14 protein-coding genes are annotated in these 18,055 nt (G+C 73.4%); 6 read left to right on the top strand and 8 right to left on the bottom strand.

The window, feature by feature from the left end; translation table 11 throughout:
* Nucleotide 1: 1 nt before the first annotated feature.
* On the bottom strand, nt 2–535 hold the full coding sequence (locus ABZS80_RS08320) for a sigma factor-like helix-turn-helix DNA-binding protein (RefSeq protein ID WP_355055096.1): 534 nt from the start codon (nt 533–535) through the stop codon (nt 2–4).
* Between the two features lie 291 nt (nt 536–826).
* Between ABZS80_RS08320 and ABZS80_RS08315 the strand changes: the two genes are divergently transcribed.
* The gene (locus tag ABZS80_RS08315; protein ID WP_355055095.1) at nt 827–1,258 is read left to right on the top strand and encodes a helix-turn-helix transcriptional regulator; all 432 of its coding nucleotides are present in this window, start codon (nt 827–829) and stop codon (nt 1,256–1,258) included.
* A 32-nt stretch (nt 1,259–1,290) separates the two neighbouring features.
* Here ABZS80_RS08315 and ABZS80_RS08310 read toward each other — a convergent pair whose 3' ends face one another.
* The 3 genes from ABZS80_RS08310 to ABZS80_RS08300 all read right to left on the bottom strand — a co-directional run bounded on the left by ABZS80_RS08310 (nt 1,291) and on the right by ABZS80_RS08300 (nt 7,078).
* Nucleotides 1,291–4,563 (bottom strand): lamin tail domain-containing protein, encoded by a 3,273-nt coding sequence (locus ABZS80_RS08310; RefSeq protein WP_355055094.1) that lies wholly within the window; start codon nt 4,561–4,563, stop codon nt 1,291–1,293.
* Between the two features lie 94 nt (nt 4,564–4,657).
* Entirely contained in the window at nt 4,658–5,674 is a 1,017-nt protein-coding gene (locus ABZS80_RS08305; protein ID WP_355055420.1) for a GNAT family N-acetyltransferase, read from the bottom strand.
* Nucleotides 5,675–5,746: 72 nt separating this feature from the next.
* Complete coding sequence (locus ABZS80_RS08300) at nt 5,747–7,078, bottom strand: lytic murein transglycosylase (protein WP_355055093.1); 1,332 nt, start codon at nt 7,076–7,078, stop codon at nt 5,747–5,749.
* Between the two features lie 38 nt (nt 7,079–7,116).
* Between ABZS80_RS08300 and ABZS80_RS08295 the strand changes: the two genes are divergently transcribed.
* On the top strand, nt 7,117–7,338 hold the full coding sequence (locus ABZS80_RS08295; RefSeq protein ID WP_151464564.1) for a zinc ribbon domain-containing protein: 222 nt from the start codon (nt 7,117–7,119) through the stop codon (nt 7,336–7,338).
* A 156-nt stretch (nt 7,339–7,494) separates the two neighbouring features.
* The gene (locus tag ABZS80_RS08290) at nt 7,495–10,293 is read left to right on the top strand and encodes an adenylate/guanylate cyclase domain-containing protein (protein ID WP_355055092.1); all 2,799 of its coding nucleotides are present in this window, start codon (nt 7,495–7,497) and stop codon (nt 10,291–10,293) included.
* A gap of 61 nt (nt 10,294–10,354) precedes the next feature.
* Here ABZS80_RS08290 and ABZS80_RS08285 read toward each other — a convergent pair whose 3' ends face one another.
* Nucleotides 10,355–10,894, bottom strand: coding sequence for a phospholipase (locus ABZS80_RS08285; protein ID WP_151464562.1), 540 nt, complete (start codon nt 10,892–10,894; stop codon nt 10,355–10,357).
* A 175-nt stretch (nt 10,895–11,069) separates the two neighbouring features.
* Here ABZS80_RS08285 and ABZS80_RS08280 point away from each other — a divergent pair, with 175 nt between their 5' ends.
* Nucleotides 11,070–11,792: a PadR family transcriptional regulator gene (locus ABZS80_RS08280; protein WP_355055091.1), complete on the top strand. Its 723-nt coding sequence runs from the start codon at nt 11,070–11,072 to the stop codon at nt 11,790–11,792.
* Between the two features lie 163 nt (nt 11,793–11,955).
* Nucleotides 11,956–12,642, top strand: coding sequence for a class I SAM-dependent methyltransferase (locus tag ABZS80_RS08275; protein WP_355055090.1), 687 nt, complete (start codon nt 11,956–11,958; stop codon nt 12,640–12,642).
* Nucleotides 12,643–12,694: 52 nt separating this feature from the next.
* Here the strand turns inward: ABZS80_RS08275 and ABZS80_RS08270 are convergent, their stop codons facing one another.
* The gene (locus ABZS80_RS08270) at nt 12,695–14,353 is read right to left on the bottom strand and encodes a family 10 glycosylhydrolase (protein WP_355055089.1); all 1,659 of its coding nucleotides are present in this window, start codon (nt 14,351–14,353) and stop codon (nt 12,695–12,697) included.
* 306 nt (nt 14,354–14,659) lie between these two features.
* Between ABZS80_RS08270 and ABZS80_RS08265 the strand changes: the two genes are divergently transcribed.
* Nucleotides 14,660–16,153 carry an amino acid permease gene (locus tag ABZS80_RS08265; protein ID WP_355055088.1) on the top strand — a complete coding sequence of 498 codons (1,494 nt, stop codon included), beginning with the start codon at nt 14,660–14,662 and terminating at the stop codon, nt 16,151–16,153.
* Between the two features lie 60 nt (nt 16,154–16,213).
* Here ABZS80_RS08265 and ABZS80_RS08260 read toward each other — a convergent pair whose 3' ends face one another.
* Complete coding sequence (locus ABZS80_RS08260) at nt 16,214–17,227, bottom strand: glycoside hydrolase family 43 protein (protein ID WP_355055087.1); 1,014 nt, start codon at nt 17,225–17,227, stop codon at nt 16,214–16,216.
* Entirely contained in the window at nt 17,224–18,048 is an 825-nt protein-coding gene (locus tag ABZS80_RS08255; RefSeq protein WP_151464557.1) for a carbohydrate ABC transporter permease, read from the bottom strand. Before ABZS80_RS08255 ends, ABZS80_RS08260 begins: the two co-directional genes overlap by 4 nt.
* Nucleotides 18,049–18,055: the final 7 nt, after the last annotated feature.

Below are 18,055 nucleotides of genomic sequence, written 5' to 3'. Positions count from 1 at the left end.
GTCACTCCTCCTCGGCCAGCGCGGCCCGCAGCTCGGCCAGCCCACGGGAGAGGCGGCTGCGGACGGTGCCCTCGGTCAGGTCCAGCACGGCGGCGGTCTCGGCGGTGGAGAGGTCCAGCAGCACGCGGCAGACGACCACGGTGCGCCGGCCGACGGGCAGCCGCTCCAGGGCCGACCGGGCGGCAAGCCCGGCCGGGTCCGGCGCCGCCGTCGCCGGGTGCCAGTCCTCGGCCGGCGGCCGTTCCCGGCGCACCTTCCGCCACCACGAGGTGGCCCAGTTCAGCCCGACCCGGAAGACCCAGCCGCCCGGGTTGTCCAGCCGGCGCACCCGGTCCCACCGGGCGTACGCCCGAACCATCGCCTCGTCGGTCGCCTCCCGGGCCACCGCGGTGTCCCCGACGGCCAGCGCGAGCGCGCGGTGGATCCGGTCCACGTGGTCCCGGTAGAACTGCTCGAACGGCAGGTGCCGGGACGTGTCACGGTCGCGCGGCAGCACGTCCGGCGGACCGGGCGGGGCCGAGAGGTGGCTTCCCATGTCCGGTACACGCTCCGGAGGCGGATTTCGTTCCCGGGTTGTCGCACGGAGGGATCGGCCGGTGCCCGTATCCTGGCCGGTTCGCTCGGCGCCGCCGCGCGCCATTGTCACTGTGCGTACCGAGCCTGCGCGACCCCGACCGCCTCGCGCGGCCACGCGAATGAGCATGCGTACCGGCAGGGGACGGGACAGACCGCCGGCGAGGCGCGACCTGTCCACAGGCGCCTCGGCTGTCCACAGCCGGGCCGGTCGGGGTTGCCGCGTTCAGGCGCGTGGAAAGAGCCTGGGTCCATGAGCGCCCCGGCCACCCCTGACGAACCGGCGGTCACGACCGATGAACCTGTCGAGCCGCCCACGATGCTCACCGAGCCCTTCAAAATCCCGTGGCCCGCGTCGGGAATCGTCCGCGCGGTCCGCCGCCGGGCCGACGTGAGCCAGCGGGAACTCGCCCGGGTCGCCCGCGTGCATTCCACGACCATCGGGCGGATCGAGGCCGGCACCCTGACCCCGAGCATCGCCATGCTGCGCCGGATCATCGGCGTGGCCGGGTTCCGGCTCGCCGTGGTCGACGAGTTCGGCCGGGTGCTCAGCCCGATGCGGGACCGCGACGACCTCCGCCGGCGGAGCCAGTGGGAGGTGCGGGTGGCCAAGTACCGGGGCATGCCCCCGCCGCCCGACCGGCAGCGGTGCGGCTACCGCAACGGCCCGCCGCCCGGCTGGTGAGCCGGGCGACGGGCCGCTTCGCGATACCGCCGTCAGTCGTCGTTGCGGATGGTGCCGACGCCGGTCACGTCGGCGAGCCGGAGCCCCGGCACGCCCGCCACGTACAGCTTGAGCTGCTCGTCCGCCTCGCGCTTCCGGTCACCGCGGACGGTCACCGGGAAGGTCAGCGACCTCTGGCCGGCGGCCAGGGTCTTGCAGCCCACGTACGGGTCGTAGTCCGACCCGGCCTGCGCCGTGGTGCCGTAGGTGGTGGCGCAGATCAGGGCCGCCGCCGAGAGCGGGCGGGAGACGGTCACCGTGAAGGTCATGGTGCTGGCGCCCTTGTCGCCCTCCACCACCGCCGCGTCGGAGACGCGCAGCGACGCGCGGGAGCGGAACCGGGCCACCTGGGGGTCGTGGTCGCTGGCCCCCCGGTCACCCAGGCCCTCGGCGTCGGTGGGGTAGTCGGCGTTGATGTGGGCCGTGCGGACCTGGACGAGGTCCTCGTGCAGCGGGCCGTTGACGAAGAGGTTGTCCAGCGTCTGGGCCTGCCCGTCGAAGGTGTACGAGTACGCCGACGCGGGCACGTCCGCCACCAGGTCGTCCCAGAGGTTGTGCAGGCCGGCCTGGTACAGCGGGGCGAGCTGGTCCGACGGGGTCGGGTTCGCCCCCGTGGCGATCGGGTCGTCGGGGCGGGGGAAGACGTTGAGGTCACCGCCGTAGATCACCCGCGCGTTCGGGTCGGCCGCCTCGACGGCCTGCACCAGCGCCGCACCGTACGCGGCCTGCTCCCGCCGCTGCCCGACCCGGCTGTCCGGGCCGGACGAGAAGTGGTTGGTGGCCGCCCAGAGCGTGAAGTGCTCCGCCGAGCCGGGCGCCGCCGCCACGGTGAACCTGGCCAGCTGGACGGCCCGGGTGTAGACGTTGCTGCCGTCCACGCCGGTCGTGCGGTCGACGTCGGCCGGCAGCACGGCGTTGAACCCCTTCGGGTTCTGCACGTCGGCGTTCGACGGCAGGGCCGCCGAGCGGTACTGGACGGTCGGCGCCGAGCCCAGCAGCGGGTCGGTGGCGCTCGCCTGGGCGAGCGTCAGCCGGTCGGTGCGGTAGAGGAACGCCGAGGCGATGCCCCGGGCGTCCGCGCCCGTGCGGTCGTACGCCGCCGCGTAGGCGGGGCCGCCGTTGGCCGCGATGGCCAGCGCCAACTCCTGGATGGTGTCCGGCGCGCCGTCGGCGTTGTTCGTGTCGCCGCAGACCAGCTTGCCGTCGGCCACCGCGCAGATGTCCTGGTCCTCGGCCTCCTGCACGAGCACCAGGTCCGGGCTGTGCAGGGCGCCGGTGATCTGCCGCGCCTGCACGCCCAACTTCTCGGTGTAGGCCGCCTCGCTGGCCGGCACGTAGTCGAACGGCGGGTTGACCCCGGTGCAGCCCGGGTTGCCGGCGAAGTCGCAGCCGTCGAACGGGTCGTCCCGGTAGTCGTACAGGTTCTCCACGTTGTAGGTGGCCACCGCGACCTCGCTGCCCCGGTCGGCCGGCCGCGGCGGGTTGTTCTCCGCCGGGTCCGCGCCGCCGGTCAGCGTGAGCTGTTCGGGCTGCACGCTGTACTTGCTGAACGCGTACGAGACGGCACCGTAGGCGTCCTCGGTCAGCGTGTCGTAGGTGCGCGCCTCGGGCAGCAGCGCGGTCGACTCCCCGGCGGTCGCCTTCACGCCGCCGGCGCCCAGCAGGATCCGCTGGTTGTTGCCGTTGTCGAAGAGCGTGCCCGGGATGTCGTCCAGCGGGTGCGCATCCCGGAACACCCGGCGGGCGTACGGGTCGGACCGCTTCATGATGGGGTCCTCGCGGTCCAGCACGTAGATCTCCGAGTCCAGGGTGGACGCGAAGATGTGCCGCGGGGCGGAGACCCCGCTGCCGGAACGGACCCGCATCCGCTCGCCCTCGTGCCGCTCCCAGAACAGGCCGGCGGCGGCCGCGCCGGCCGGCGGCCGGGCGTCCGTGACCCGTACGGCGGTGTCCACGTCCAGCCCCGAGTCGAGCTTGCGCACGAGGGAGGCGCTGGAGAGCTGGGTCTGGTTGAAATACTCGGAGACCCGCCCGCGCAGCACCACCTCGTCGCCGACGGTCGGGGCGTAGCCGCCGATCAGCGTGGTGAACGAGCCCATGAAGACAAAGATGCCGTCCGAGGTGAGCGCGTCGCCGTCCTCGGTGCCGGTGCGGCTCTGCAGGTAGAAGCCCCACTGGTCGGCCCCGGCGGAGGTGCGGGTCAGCGACTTCTGGGTGATGACGCCGCGGACGTCGTAGAGCAGGGAGCTGGTGCCGTTGCCGCTGGCCGGAGCGAGCGGCGACCGGTCGGCGCGGCCGTCCTCGTCGTCACCGGTGCGGCCCTGCACCTCGCCCACCGACAGCACGGCGGTGGCCTGCACGGTCAGCGTGCAGGTCGCGGTGCCGCCCTCGGCGTCCGTCGAGGTCACGGTGACCGAGTAGGCGCCGGCCGGGAGGCCGGTGGCGGTCAGCGTGGCCGTGGCCGTGCCGCCGGCCGCGGCGGCCGGCGTGAACGCGGTACGGCTGATCGAGCCGCTCGCCGGCGCCGGGTCGACCGCGGTGACCGCGAGGTCGGTGACGGTGTCGTCGGCGTCGGTGGCGGTGACCTGGCGGGTCGCCGTGGCGCCCGCCTCCACGGTCAGCGTGCCGCCGCAGGTCAGCGTGGGCGCCCGGTCGACCGGGCCGCCGTCGTCGATGCGGTGGCTGCCCAGCCCGTCGACGGTGTCGGTGGCGAAGCCCTCCCACTGCACGGCCGGGTCGAACGCGTTGGACGGGTCGATGTCGCCGGTGCTCACCGTGGGGAGCCGGCGCAGCGTGTTGTCGGCGGTGCTGGTGAGCCCGGTGCCCCACTCGCTGCCCGGGTCGACGCCGACCTGGCCGATCGAGTCGACCACCGTGGTGCCCTTGCGCAGCACGATCGCGTCGTCGCCGTTGTAGAGCGAGCCGCCGTAGGTCTGGTCGGCCTGGGCGAGGATCGCCGGTGCGGCCGTCGAGGCGGCGAAGACGAAGACGTCGCCGGTGGCGACCGTGCCGGTCAGCGGCACGTTGGTCGACGTGGGGGCGCCGTTGAAGAAGAGCTGGAGCTGGTAGCCGGCGGCGGCCAGGTCGATCGGCGCGCCGGTGCCGTTGTAGAGCTCGACGGCCTTGTTGTTGGACGAGCCCTCGACGTACTCGGAGATGAACAGGTCGGTGGGCGCGGCGCTGGCCGCGGGGGGTGCGATCCCGATGGCCGTGACGGAGACGGCGGCGGTGGTCGCGAGCGCGGCTAAGGTGCGGCGCGGGCGCATGGAGCCTCCACGATGGGTGGACAGGAACTAACGCACGTTAAGGGCCGTTCCGGTCCGCCGTCCATCCCCCGGGCAGCCGTTTGATGAATATCCGTCAGCGCTGGCTGTCGAGCCGGTGCACCAGCTCGGCCACGTCCACGCTGTATTCGCACCAGTCCCGGTCGGGGCGGTAGCCCAGCTCCGCGTTGACCTTCAGCATCGCCTCGTTGGCCTGCGCGTTCCAGGTCTGCACCTCGGCCAGCTCCGGCTCGGCGGAACGCAGCTCCAGCAGCATCCGGGCCTTGATGGCGCGGTCGATGCCGTAGCCCCGGTGGTCGCGGACCACGATCGTGTCGTACTGGTCGGCCCGGGTGGGGTGCTGCGCCGGCACCACCACCTCGGTGAGCCCGGCCACCTCGCCGGTCTGCTCGTGCAGGGCCAGCACGATGTAGGGCTTCATGCCCCGCCGGTGCAGCGTGTCGAGGCTGTCCCGCAGCCGCTGGGGGTCGTAGGAGCTGGGCCGCAGCTCGCCGTCGTCCACGTCGCGCACCTCGGCCTTGGCCCGCGCGTACGCCTCGATGAGGTCGTCCGGCGGCCCGCCCGGGCAGAACTCGACGTGGTAGCCGGCGCCCACCTCGGTGGCCATCTCGGCCAGCACCGGCCACTCCACCGCGCCCAGGTCGAGCACGCTGCGGGTCTCGACGTATTCCCTGGTGAAGCCGAGCGCCTCGTAGAAGGCCACCGCCGGGGTGTCGCCGACCACCTCCACGCCGATCGACTGGAAGCCCTCGTCCCAGACCCGGCGGGCGGCCACCCGCACCAGCTCACGGCCGAGCCCGCTGCGCCGCAGCGCCGGGTGCACCAGCACCTCCAGCACGCCGATGCCGCCGAGCAGCAGCACATGCACGTGGCCCAGGATCGCCCCGGGCGTGCCGTCGGGCGCCGGATCGGCCTGGTAGACCCAGGAGATCCGTCGCTCACCGGGCATCACCTCGGAGAGGTATTCCCGCATGGAACTCTCCCGCCAGGGCGGATCCTGCGGCAGGTCGGTCGCCAGCACCGCGTTCAGCGTGTCCAGGAGCGACGCGATCTCGGCGGACGACGCGGTCCGAGGGTCCCACTCGCGCACCATCACCCGTCTAGCTTGCCGTCAACAGCAGCCCGGGGGAAGGGTCTGGTCCGCGAATGTATGCAACCGGTCACGTCACGTACCGCTCAGCCGTCCGTACTCGTCGGCCTTGTTGAAGACATCCTGGGCGTAGCGGCGCACATCGTTGTAGGAGAGGATCGCGCCCCACCAGTCGCCCGGGATGGTCATGTTCCGGCCGCCCTTGCACAGGTAACGGCCGGCGGCCAGGGCCGCGTCGTCGATGTCGTGCGGGTTCTTGACGCCGTCGTTGTCGGCGTCCGCGCCGATCTCCTGCCAGGTGCTGGGGATGAACTGCATGGGGCCGAGCGCCTTGTCGTAGACCGGGTCGTGGTCGAGCTGCCCCCGGTCGGTGTCGAGGATCCGGGAGCGGCCGCCCTGCCCGTCGAGCGGGGCGCCGACGATCTCCGGTGCGGCGACCCCGTCCGGCCGGAGGGTGGCCTTGTTGGCCGCCCCGTGGCGGGACTCGACGTAGCCGATCGCGGCCAGCGTGGTCCAGCTCAACTGGCAGCTGCGGTTGGTCTGGGCGAGCACCAGCTCGGCGTAGCCGTACGCCTGCACGGCGACCGGTGGGATGCGGGTGGTCGCGCTGACCTGCTGCGCCCAGCCGGCCAGCGCGTCGGCCGGGCGGCCGGGGAGCGGCGGGCCCACCGGACCGGTCGGTGTGCCGCCGGGGACGGCCGTGCCGGTCGGGCCGACGGTGCCCGGCAGCCCGGTCGCGCCGGGACCGACCGGCACGCCCGTCGCCCCGGGCACCACGCCGGCCTGGGGCACGCCCTGGACCGGCGCGTTCGTGGTGGCGTCGACGGCCACCGGCTGCGGCTTGCGGACCGCCGTGGGCACCAGCACCGCGCCGGCCGTGGCGGTCGCCGCGACCAGGGCGAGCAGGAAGAGGCCGGGCAGAGTCGTGCGCCCGCTGGGACGGCGCGACCAGGCGCGGGTGGCCCGGGCCGCGCCGGCGGCGAGCTGCCGGGGCGGCGGCATCCGGACGGCGTGCGCGAACGGCACCCGCCGCCGCCGGCCAGCCGCCGGCTCACCCGCCGGACCGGCCTCCGGGTCGTCCGGCTTCGCCTTCGCGCCGTCCGGCTTCGTCTCCGCGTCGACCGGCTTCGCCTTCGGGCCGTCCGGTCCCGGCTTCGGGTCGCCCGCCGCCTTGCCGACCGGCTTCGCCTCCGGGTCGCCAGGCTCTGCCTTGTCGACCACCGTCGAGTCGACCGGACCCGGCTTCGGGTCGGTCGGCTCGGTCCCGGGGGCGACCGCCGGGCCGGGTGCGGCGTCGCGGCGGGGGCGGGGGACGGGGCCGCCGCCGCCGTCGGGCGGCGCGGCCGGTCGCAGGGGCCGAACCGTCGATCGCTGCTCGCCGTCCACCACCCGTCGAGTATCACCCATGACTGCCGAGGCGTCAGGTCCGGCCGTACCCTGGTGGCATGCCCCGCTACGAGTTCCGCTGCCGCGCCTGCGGCGACACCTTCGAGGTCAACCGCCCGATGGCCGACGCCGGTCAGCCGGCCTCCTGCCCGCAGGGACACGCCGACACGGTGAAGCTGCTTTCCGCGGTGGCGGTCACCGGCCGGGGTGGATCCGGACCGGTCGGCGGGGCCTCCGCCCCGGCCGGCGGTGGCTGCTGCGGCGGCGCCTGCGGCTGCTGACCGACCGTCCGCCCTCGGCCCGCCGGTCGATCCGGCCTGCCGCCCGTGTGATCCTTTGGCACCTTGGGTCGGAATCGCCCCGGCCGTTCTCACGATGCGTGACCGCGTGACCATAGGGCAGCATGAAGCCGACGTCACGGGGCGGAGGTTCCACGCATGTCGCCACGGATCCACCTCCCGAGCGGCTGGGTGACCTTCGTCTTCACCGACATCGAGGGCTCCACGCGACTGGCCCAGCTGCTCGGTCCGGGCTACCGCCCGGTTCTGCGGGAACACCGCCGGTTGCTGCGCCACACGCTGGCCGGCACCGACGGCGCCGAGCTGCTGACCGAGGGCGACTCGTTCTTCCTCGCCTTCCCGGACGCGGGGGCGGCGGTGCACGCCTGCCTCACCGGGCAACGCGCGCTGGGCGACCACGACTGGCCCACTCCGGAGGCCGCGCCCCGGGTCCGGATGGGGCTGCACACCGGCTACGCCGAACCCCGCGACGGCGAGTACGCCAGCCCCGAGGTGCACCGGGCCGCCCGGGTGGCTGCCGCCGCCCACGGTGGACAGGTGCTCTGCTCGGCGGCGACGGCCCGGCACGCCGACCCGCTGCCCGACGGGGCGTCCCTGTTGGACCTCGGGCTGCACCGGCTGCGCGGCTTCGACGACCGGGAGCGGCTGTTCCAGCTCGTCGCGCCCGGCCTGGAGCGGAGCTTCCCGCGGCCGCGTACCGCCGACGCGGTGGCGCACAACCTGCCCACCCAGGTCACCTCGTTCGTGGGCCGGCAGGCCGAGCGGGCCGAGCTGCGGCGGCTGGTCGAGGCGTACCGGCTGGTGACCGTGCTGGGGGCGGGCGGGGCCGGCAAGACCCGGCTGGCCGTGGAGCTGGCCTCCGGGGTGGTCGAGGCGTACCCGGACGGGGTGTGGTTCGTCGACGTGGCCGCGGTGACCGACCCGGGGCTGGTCGCGTTCGAGATCGCGGCCGTGCTCGGGCTCCGCCCGGAGCCCGGCCGCCCCATGGTGGACACCCTGGTCGAGTACGCGGCGGCCCGGCGGATGCTGGTCGTGCTGGACACCTGCGACGCCCAGCCGGCCGCCTCGGCCGAGGCGATCTCCCGGCTGCTGGCCGGTGGCCGGGGCGTGCGGGTGCTGGCCACCAGCCGGGAGTCGTTCGGCGTACCCGGTGAGGTGGTGTGGCGGATCCCGCCGCTGTCGGTGGACCCGGGCCCGGACGGCGGGGCGAGCGACGCCGTGGCCCTGCTGCTGGACCGCACGGCGGCGGCCCGGGGCGGCCGGGCGCCGGAGCCCGCCGAGCAGGCCGACCTGCGCCGGGTGGTCCGGCGCCTGGACGGGCTGCCGCTCGCCATCGAGCTGGCCGCCGCGCGGCTGCGGGTGCTGTCGGCCGGGCAGCTCGCCGAGCGCCTCGACGACATGCTGGGCACGCTGGACGCCGGGCGGGACGAGCCGGAGCCGCCCGTGGTGGAGCCCGGCTGGACCGGCAACCAGCAGGACACCGTCGACCTGGTGGCCGCCGCGAAGGGGGCCACCCCGGCCACCCCGGCCAGCCGCGCGGTGCAGCGCTCGGCGAACGAGCGGCACCTGACCATGCAGGCCACGGTCACCTGGTCGTACCGGACGTTGGGGGCGCGCTCGGCCCGGCTGCTGCGGTGGCTGGCCGTCTTCGCCGGCCCGGTGGACCTGCCGACCGTGCAGTGGCTGCTCGACGACGACCCGCTGGACCCGCTGTCGGTGCTCGTGGACAAGTCGATGGTGCTGGCCGAGCCGCGCGCCTCGGGCAGCACCTACCGGATGCTGGACCCGATCCGGGCGTACGCGGCCCGGCGGCTGTTCGAGGCCGGCGAGGAGCAGGCCGCCCGGGACCGGCACGTCGCCTGGTCCCGGCACGCCCTGGAACGCGCCCACCTCGGCCCGGACGGCCGCCCGGTCACCCTCTCCCTGTACGCGCTCGACCCGCTCGCCGGTGAGCTGCGGGCCGCGCTGCGCTGGTGCGCCACCGGTGGCAGCGCCCGTTCGGGCCTGCGGCTGGCCGGCGGGCTGGACCAGTGGTGGCGGGAGCGGGGGCTGGCCCGGGAGGGGCGGCTCTGGCTGTTCCGGCTCTACGGCCGGATCGCCGAGACGGGGGAGTCGATCCCGGAGGCGGAGCTGGCGGCGGCGTACCACATGCACTCGTTGCACGCCGGGGCGGACGGCGAGTTCGCCGAGGAGCTGCGTTACTCGCAGCGGGCCGAGGCGGCCGCCCGGCAGGCCGGTGATCTGGGGTTGCTCGCCCGGGTGCTGGCGGGACGGGCCGCGCCGCTGGTCGACATGGGACAGTTCGTCGAGGCGGAACGGATCTGCCGGGAGGTCATCGACTGGGCGTACGCCCAGGACGTGGTCTCCGACGCGCTGCTCGCCGTCTACAACCTCGCCGAGCTGCTGTGGCGCCGGGGGGCGCTGGAGGAGGCGGCCGAGGTGCTCGGCGCGGCCCGCCCGGTGGAGGCGGCCCGCCCGGTCGAGCGGGGCCGCCGCTCGGTGGACATGCTGCTCGGCCTGGTCGCGCTGGCCCGGGGTGACCTGGTCGCCGCGCACGAGCACCTGCTCGTGGCGCTCCGCTCGCGGATGAACCACGGCTACCTGGGCCGGGCCTGCGACACCTTGAACGCGGTCGCGGTGCGCTGCGCGTTGGGCGGTGAGCCGGTGACGGCGGCCCGGCTGTTCGGTGCGGCCCAGGCCACCCGGGCGAGCCTGCGTGCCACCCCGGGGATCTACGGCCCCTACTGGCTGGCCCGGCAGGTGGACCTGCGGCGGGTGCTCGGTGACGCCGCGTTCGACGCCGCCTGGGCCAGCGGCGCCGCCCTCCGCCTGGAGGAGGCGGCCACCCTGGCCCTCGACCTGGAACATCCCGACCTGACCACCCCCGACTCGCCTCGCTTCACGGCCCCCGCGCCGCGCCGCTCCACGGCGAGTTGACCAGGAGGTTCGCGTCGCGATCCGGGCCTCCGGCGACGCGAACCTCCGGATCGACGAGGGGTCAGTGCCGGGCGGCCGCGCGTTCGGCGTCGGCCTTCATCCGCGCGGCGCGGTCGAGGTCGGCCTGTTGGACGGCGGCGACCGAGCCGAAGACGCTCACCGCCTGGTAGTAGGTCCAGGCCAGGCTGTAGCAGGCCGGTCGCACCACGGTGTTGTAGGTGGCGCAGACCCGCTTCAGGTCGGCGTAGAAGGCGCTGTCGAGCCGGGACTTGTTGGCCGGGAACACCCCCATCGCCTTGTGGTTGCGGTAGCCGAAGTCGTGCCGGTAGCAGGAGAGGCTGAAGCTGAAGCCGAGCGGGTTGTCCGGGCTCGATGAGCAGTAGTCGGTCGACCAGTCGAAGGCGTACTCGGTCCAGGGCGCCCGGTTCACTCGGGCAGAGTTCCAGGCGGCGTAGCTGCTGGCGCTGGTCTGCGTCCAGCTGGAGAGCACGGCGAGCTTCTGCTCGCGGCTCACCGCGGCGGCGGCGGGGGTGGCCACGCCGACGGCGGTGAGCAGGGCGATCGTGCCGGCGGCGAGCAGGGTGGTGAGACGTCGGGACACGGTTACCTCCCCGGGGATGTGGGGCCAGATGTCGACGATTGTCGATCGATGGCGGAACCGCGCGCGATGCCGCGGGCGACGTGTTGGTGACATGCGTCGAAACAGACGAATGCCTCGCGTCGGGGGTCGCCGGTCGTATACTCGTCTACGAGTAATCGGTGGCGAGGAGGCGGCGGTGCCGAAGCGACGCCCGGTCGGGAACCTGATGGCCCTCGCCGTGCTCGCGGCGCTGGTCGAGCGCGCCCGCCACCCCTACGAGATCGCCGCCGTGCTGCGCGCCCGCGGCAAGGACCAGGACATGCCGATCAAGTGGGGCTCGCTCTACACGGTGGTGGCGAACCTGGAGCGGCACGGCCTCATCGCGGCGGTGGAGAGCGGCCGGCAGGGGCGGCGCCCGGAGCGCACCGTCTACCGGATCACCGAGGCCGGGCGCGCCGAACTCGTCGACTGGACCCGCGAGCTGGTCGCCGTCCCGGAGCGGGAGCAGCCCCGGTTCGAGGCCGGCCTGTCGGTGCTCGGCGTCCTCGGGCCCGACGAGGCCCTGGAGCTGCTGCGGGAGCGCCTCGACCGGCTGGAGGGCCAGCTCGCCGCGCAGCGGGCGGCGCTGGCCGGGCACGCCCGCGAGGTGCCCCGGATCTTCCTCATCGAGGCCGAGTACGACCTGGCCGTCCGGGAGGCCGAGGCGACCTGGGTGCGCGGCCTGCTCGACGAGCTGACCACCGGCGCGCTGCCGGGTCTGGCCGAGTGGCGGGCCTGGCACGAGACCGGCGCGGTGCCGCCCGAGTGGGCCGACCTGGCGGAGAGAGGGACCGAGCCGCACAGAGACCTGGCGGACCTGGCAGAGAGAGGGACCGAGCCGCACAGAGACCTGGCGGAGAGGGGGACCGAGCCGCACTGAGAGCGGACCCCGGCGGGGGTGCGGTAACACCACCGCCGGGGCCCTGACTGCGAACCGAGACCGCGGGAACGGCAACCCGGCCGCAAGGTGGCAACCGCAACGATAACCGGGCTTCCGTCCCCGGGTCGGTTCGTGCCCGCACGACCCGAGACCGGAGGAAGAGATGAGTACGAAGGACCTGCGCGCGCCCAAGCGCAAGCTGCTGCCCGAGATGGAGGGCAGGACCGCCCGCTGGTACGCGCGAAACCGCGGCTCCGCCGCGCAACTGGCCGAGTACCGGCGGCAGGCCGCCCGGCTGGCCGAGGGGCTGCCCGCCGGGGCGGCGGTGCTGGAGGTGGCGCCCGGCCCCGGCTACCTGGCGATCGAGCTGGCCCGGCTGGGGCCGTACCGGATCACCGGGCTGGACGTCAGCCACACGTTCGTGGAGCTGGCGGGGGAGTCGGCCCGGCGCGCTGGGGTCGAGGTGGCCTTCCGCCAGGGCGACGTGCACGAGCTGCCGTTCCCGGCGGACTCGTTCGACCTGGTGGTCTGCCAGGCCGCGTTCAAGAACTTCGTCCGCCCGGTGCGGGCGCTGGACGAGCTGCACCGGGTGCTCCGGCCGGGTGGCCGGGCGGTGATCCACGACCTGCGCGCCGACGCCACACCGGCGGACATCGAGCGGGAGGTGGCCCGGATGGGGCTGGGCGGGCTGGACGCCTTCTGGACCCGCTCGGCCCTGCGGATGCTGCGGCGGCGGGCGGTCACGGCCGGCGCCTTCGCCCGGCTTGCCGCCGAGAGCGCCTTCGGCGGCGCTGAGGTGGACCGGGACGGGCTGATCGGGTTGGAGGTGCGGCTGCGCAAGGCCGCCTGAAGACGCCGGGACGCCCGGGGAGCGAGCCCCGGGCGTCCCTTGTCGTGGCGGGTCAGCGCACGAAGCGCGGCGGGCTCGCCGGGCTCTCGTTCCAGACCCGGTCCAGCGCGGTCACGTAGTAGGTGTAGCGCGCGCCGGACGCCGCCGTGGTGTCCACCCAGGACTGCACCTCGCCGTCCGCGCGGACGGTGGCGACCAGGTGGGACGCGTCGGCGAAGTCGCAGCGGCCGGCCAGGCCGACACCGTCGAACCGGTAGATGGCATAACCGGTGGCCTTACCGAACGGGCCCTTGCCGTCGGCCGGCTGCCGCCAGCTCAGGCGCACCCCGTCGGCCCGCCGCTCGGCGCCGGTCACGACCGGGAAGAGCAGCGGCTTGGACGGGAGCTGCGACATGGTCGGCACCAGCGCGGGCCGGGAGTAGTGCTCGGCCGCGTAGATGTCGGTGGCGCCGAGCCGGTTCGCCCGCACCTGGACGGCGGAGAAGTGCACGTTGCCGAGCACCTCCGGGTACGACCGGTTGAGCGTCAGGTGGTTCGACAGCTCCTGCGGGTTCATCCAGAACGAGCCGTACGCCGGCTCACCGCTCTTGTAGTCGGCCTGTCCGATGTAGAGCTGGACGTTGGTGCCCCGCACGGTCTCGGCCCACCACGGCACGAGCCGGGCGTAGTCGGCCGCCGGGTACTGGCCGATGTACCAGTAGAGCTGCGGCACGATGTAGTCGATCCACTCCTCCTTGACCCACTTGCGCGTGTCGGCGGAGATGATGTCGTACGACTGCGAGCCGGTGGTGTCCGAGCCGTTCGGGTCGGCCGACTTGTTGCGCCAGATGCCGAAGGGGCTCACGCCGAACTTCACCCAGGACTTGGCCGACTTGATCTTGGCGTTCATCTCCTGGATCAGCAGGTTGATGTTGTCCCGCCGCCAGTCGGCCTTGTCGGTGAAGCCCCGGTTGTACTGGGCGAAGGTGGCGTCGTCCGGGTACTGGTACGTGCCACTCGGGTACGGGTAGAAGTAGTCGTCGAAGTGCACGCCGTCGATGTCGTACCGCTTGACGGCGTCCATCATCGCGGTCTGCACGAACTCGCGGACCTCAGGAATGCCGGGGTTGTAGTAGAGCCGGCTGCCGGCGACCCCGGCCGGCGGGTAGGCGAACACCCAGTCCGGGTGCTGGCGCACCGGGTGGTTGGGGGCGAGCTTCGAGATGTCGGCGCCCGCGCCGCCGGGGGCCGGCATGGAGACCCGGTACGGGTTCATCCAGGCGTGGAACTCCAGGTTCCGCTTGTGCGACTCCTCGACGAGGAAGGCCAGCGGGTCCCAGCCCGGGTCCTGGCCGCGGACTCCGGTCAGGTACTCGGACCAGGGCTCGACCGGCGAGGGCCAGAACGCGTCGGCGGTCGGGCGGACCTGGACCACGACGGCGTTGTGGTGCAGCTTCTGGGCCAGGTCGAGCCAGGCCAGGTATTCGGCCTTCTGCTTGGCGACCTGGTCCGGCGCGGTCCAGGAGGCCTTACTGGGCCAGTCGATGTTCGTCACCGAGGCGATCCACATGGCCCGGAACTGCCGCTTCGGGACGGCCGGGTCGGTGACGCAGGTGGTGGCGGTGGATTCGGTCGCCGTGTTGCTCTCCGCGGCGCTCGCGGGGGTGCCGGCGACGAGCGCGCCGAGCAGCGCCAGGGCCAGCCCGGCGGCTCCGAGCCGAGTTGCCTTCATGCGGTGCGGTCCCTTCGTTGGGGCTCACGGGGGCGTGTCGGGTGGCGGCGGACGGGCGGCGCATCCGGCAAGATTCGCCGCACTGTATCTGTCCCCGGTAGAAAACTTTCATCAATCCGGATGCGGCGCAAGACCTCCGGACGGATCGATGCGCAGGTGGGGCCGAACGTCCGAGGGTGAGCCCGGCCACAGCGCGATCCGTGACCTGTCCGACACCTCCCGCACCCGGATTAGCGGGCGGAGGGCCTGGGTAGCTTGCCCGGTCACGGACCGCCACCGTGGTGGTCGCACGGTGGGAGGTGATCAATGTCCGTCCTGCGGACCAAACCGATCCGGGACGTGCTCGCCCAGGGCGAGGCCGACGGCGAGGACGGCCGCCCTGGACTGCGCCGTCGTCTCGGCGCGATCGACCTCATGGGCTTCGGGATCGGCATCGTCATCGGCACCGGCATCTTCACGCTGACCGGAATCGAGGCGAAGAACCACGCCGGCCCCGGCGTGGTGATCTCGTTCGCGATCGCCGGCGTGGTCGCGCTGCTCGCCGCCCTCTGTTACGCCGAGCTGGCGTCCAGCGTGCCGACCGCCGGCAGCGCCTACACCTACGCGTACGCGACCATGGGCGAGATCGTCGCCTGGATCATCGGCTGGGACCTGCTGCTGGAGTTCGCGCTCGGCTCGGCGGTGGTGGCCCGCGGCTGGTCCGGCTACCTCGCCGAACTCCTGAACCTGCCCAGCGCCTGGTTCGCCGAGGAGGGCAGCGTGGTCAACCTCGGCGCGATCGCCATCGTGCTGATCCTCGGCGCGATCGGCATCGTCGGCATCCGCGAGTCCGCCCGGGTGACCAACCTGCTGGTCCTGGTCAAGGTCGCCATCTGCGTGTTCATCGTGGTCGCCGGGGCGTTCTTCGTGAAGGCCGCCAACCTCAGCCCGTTCGTCCCGACCACCGAGCCGGCCGGGGGCGGCGAGGACGGCATCCGGCAGCCGGTCACCCAGGCCGTCTTCGGGCTGGAACCGTCGATCTTCGGCTTCGCCGGGGTGCTGACCGCCGCCGCCGTGGTGTTCTTCGCGTACACCGGTTTCGAGGCCGTGGCGAATCTCGGCGAGGAGACCCGCAAGCCGCGCCGCGACCTGCCGCTGGGCCTGCTCGGCACGCTGGGCATCTCCACCGTGCTGTACATCGGCGTCTCGCTCGTGCTGGTCGGCATGGTGCGCTACACCGACATCGACGAGGGCGCCCCGATCGCCTCGGCCTTCGAGGCGGTCGGCGCCGGCTGGGCCGCCATCCTGGTCTCCATCGCCGCCGTCGCCGGCCTGACCAGCGTGATCCTGGTCGACCTGGTGGCCATGGGCCGGATCGGCTTCGCCATCGGTCGGGACGGGCTCATCCCGCCGTCCATCGCCAAGATCCACCCGCGCTGGGGCACCCCGTACCGGATCTCGGCGATCATGACGGTCGGCGTGGCCCTGCTCGCCGGCTTCCTGCCGCTCTCCGCGCTGGCCGACCTGGTCAGCATCGGCGCGCTCTGCGCGTTCGTGCTGGTCTCGATCGCGGTGCCGATCCTGCGCCGGCGGCGCCCGGAGCTGGAGCGGCCGTTCAAGGTGCCGTTCTCGCCGGTGCTGCCGATCGTGTCCGCGCTGGCCTGCCTCTACCTGATGTTGAACCTGTCGGTGGAGACCTGGCTCCGGTTCCTCGCCTGGATGCTGCTCGGCGGGCTCATCTACTTCGGCTACGGCCACCGGAAGAACCGCCTGGCCCGCCGCGAGGCGGCCACGGACGAACCGGCGCCCGCCACCCGCTGACCCCGCGCAAGGAGGGGCCCCTTTAACAGACGTCTGTTAAGAAGGGGCCCCTCCTTCAGCTCAGGGGCGGGGCTGGGGTTCCGCCGTCGGGCCCTTCACCACGGGCCGGCCGTCGGTCCAGACCACCTCGTCGAGCCAGACCTGGCGGCCCGGGTCGGTGCTGCCCTCCTGGCCGGGCGGCCAGGCGTGGTACAGCAGCCAGGTGCGGCCGTCCTTCTCGATCATCGACGCGTGCCCCGGGCCGGAGGCGACCGCGTTCGACGTCAGGATCGGGTTCTCCGCGGCCTTCACGCACGGCCCGGTGGGGCTCTCGCAGACCGCGTAGCCCTCGGCGTAGGTGTCCTTGTCGTAGGCGTTCGCGGCGAAGAAGAGCAGCAGCTTCCCGTCGTGCCGGTGGAAGAACGGCCCCTCGATCAGCGTGCCCTCCCAGGGCTCGGTCTGCTTGAGCAGCTTCGTCGGCGTGCCCACCAGCCGCAGCCCGTCCGGCGAGAGGCGCTGCGACCAGAGCCAGGTGTCCACCCCGACGGCGTTGCCGTCGTTCTTCCAGAGCAGCCAGAGGCTCCCGTCCGTGTCCCGGTACGGGCTGGCGTCGATCGAGCCGCCCAGCTCGGCCTGGCAGACCAGCGGCCCGTCCGCGTCGTCCCGGTACGGCCCGAGCGGGGTGGCCGCCACCGCCCGGCCGAGGCACTGCCGGCCGGAGGCCCGGTCGGCCACCGTGTAATAGAGGGCGAACCGGTCCGGGGCGAGCTGGATGACCTCCGGCGCCCAGGTCTTCCCGGCGTCGGCCCAGGCCGGCAGGTCCGGCAGGGCGTCACCGGCCTCGGTCCACGCGACCAGGTCGGGCGAGGTGAGCACCGGGACGTTCCGGCCACCGGAGTTGGTGTGGAACAGGTACCAGGTGTCGCTGACCCGGATCGCCTGCGGGTCGGGGGCGTCGCTCCGGATGACCGGGTTGGTGTACACGTGCGCGTCCTCCGGCGTACTCGACGGGGTTTCTCCGCTGCCGCAACCGGCGACGAGCAGCGCGGCGGCCAGGGCCGCCGCGCCGCGTCGCCGAATCCGCCGGTCGGTCATCCCTTCAGACCGCTGCGCGACACGCCCTGGATGATGTGCCGCTGGGCGAGCACGAAGAGGATCAGCACCGGCACGCTGGCCAGCACCGCCCCCGCCATGATCACCGGGTAGTCGGTCACGTAGGCGCCCTGGAGCAGGCCCAGGCCGGCCGGCAGGGTCAGCCGCTCCGGGCTGAACAGCACGTAGACCGGCCACAGGAAGTCGTTCCAGTTGGTCAGGAACGACAACACCGCCAGGGTGGCCAGCGCCGGCTTCGACAGCGGCAGGAGCACCTGGGAGAAGACCTGCCAGTGGTTCGCCCCGTCCAGCACCGCCGCCTCCTCCAGCTCGGCCGGGATGGAGAGGAAGAACTGGCGCAGGAAGAAGACCCCGAACGCGCTCGCCGCGCCCGGCACGACGATCACCGTCAGGGTGTCGATCCAGCCCAGCCGGTCGGCGATCACGAAGTTCGGAATGATCAACGAGGTGGGCGGCAGGAACAGCGTCCCGACGATCAGCGCGAAGCTCACCTTCCGCCCCCGGAACCGCAGCCGGGCCAGGGCGTACGCGGCCATCGACGCGGTGACCAGCACCAGCAGCGTGTGCAGGCTGGCCGCGAGCATGCTGTTGAGGAACCAGCGCAGCACCGGGTTGGCGGTGTTGCCGAGGATCTGGTCGAAGCCGTACGTGGAGAACGGGTGCGGCAGCCAGCTCGGCGGGTCCTGCTGCGCGTCCTCGTACGTCTTCAGCGAGGTGAGGAGCATCCAGACCAGCGGGGTCACGAACACCGCGGTGATCAGGAGCAGCGCGCCGTAGCGGGCCACCCGACGCACGTTCGTCATGGTCGTC

Source organism: Micromonospora sp. NPDC005305, assembly GCF_040607315.1.
GTDB lineage: Bacteria > Actinomycetota > Actinomycetes > Mycobacteriales > Micromonosporaceae > Micromonospora.
Note: the sequence above shows the minus strand (reverse complement) of the source record. Positions and strands in the feature narration are given on the sequence as shown.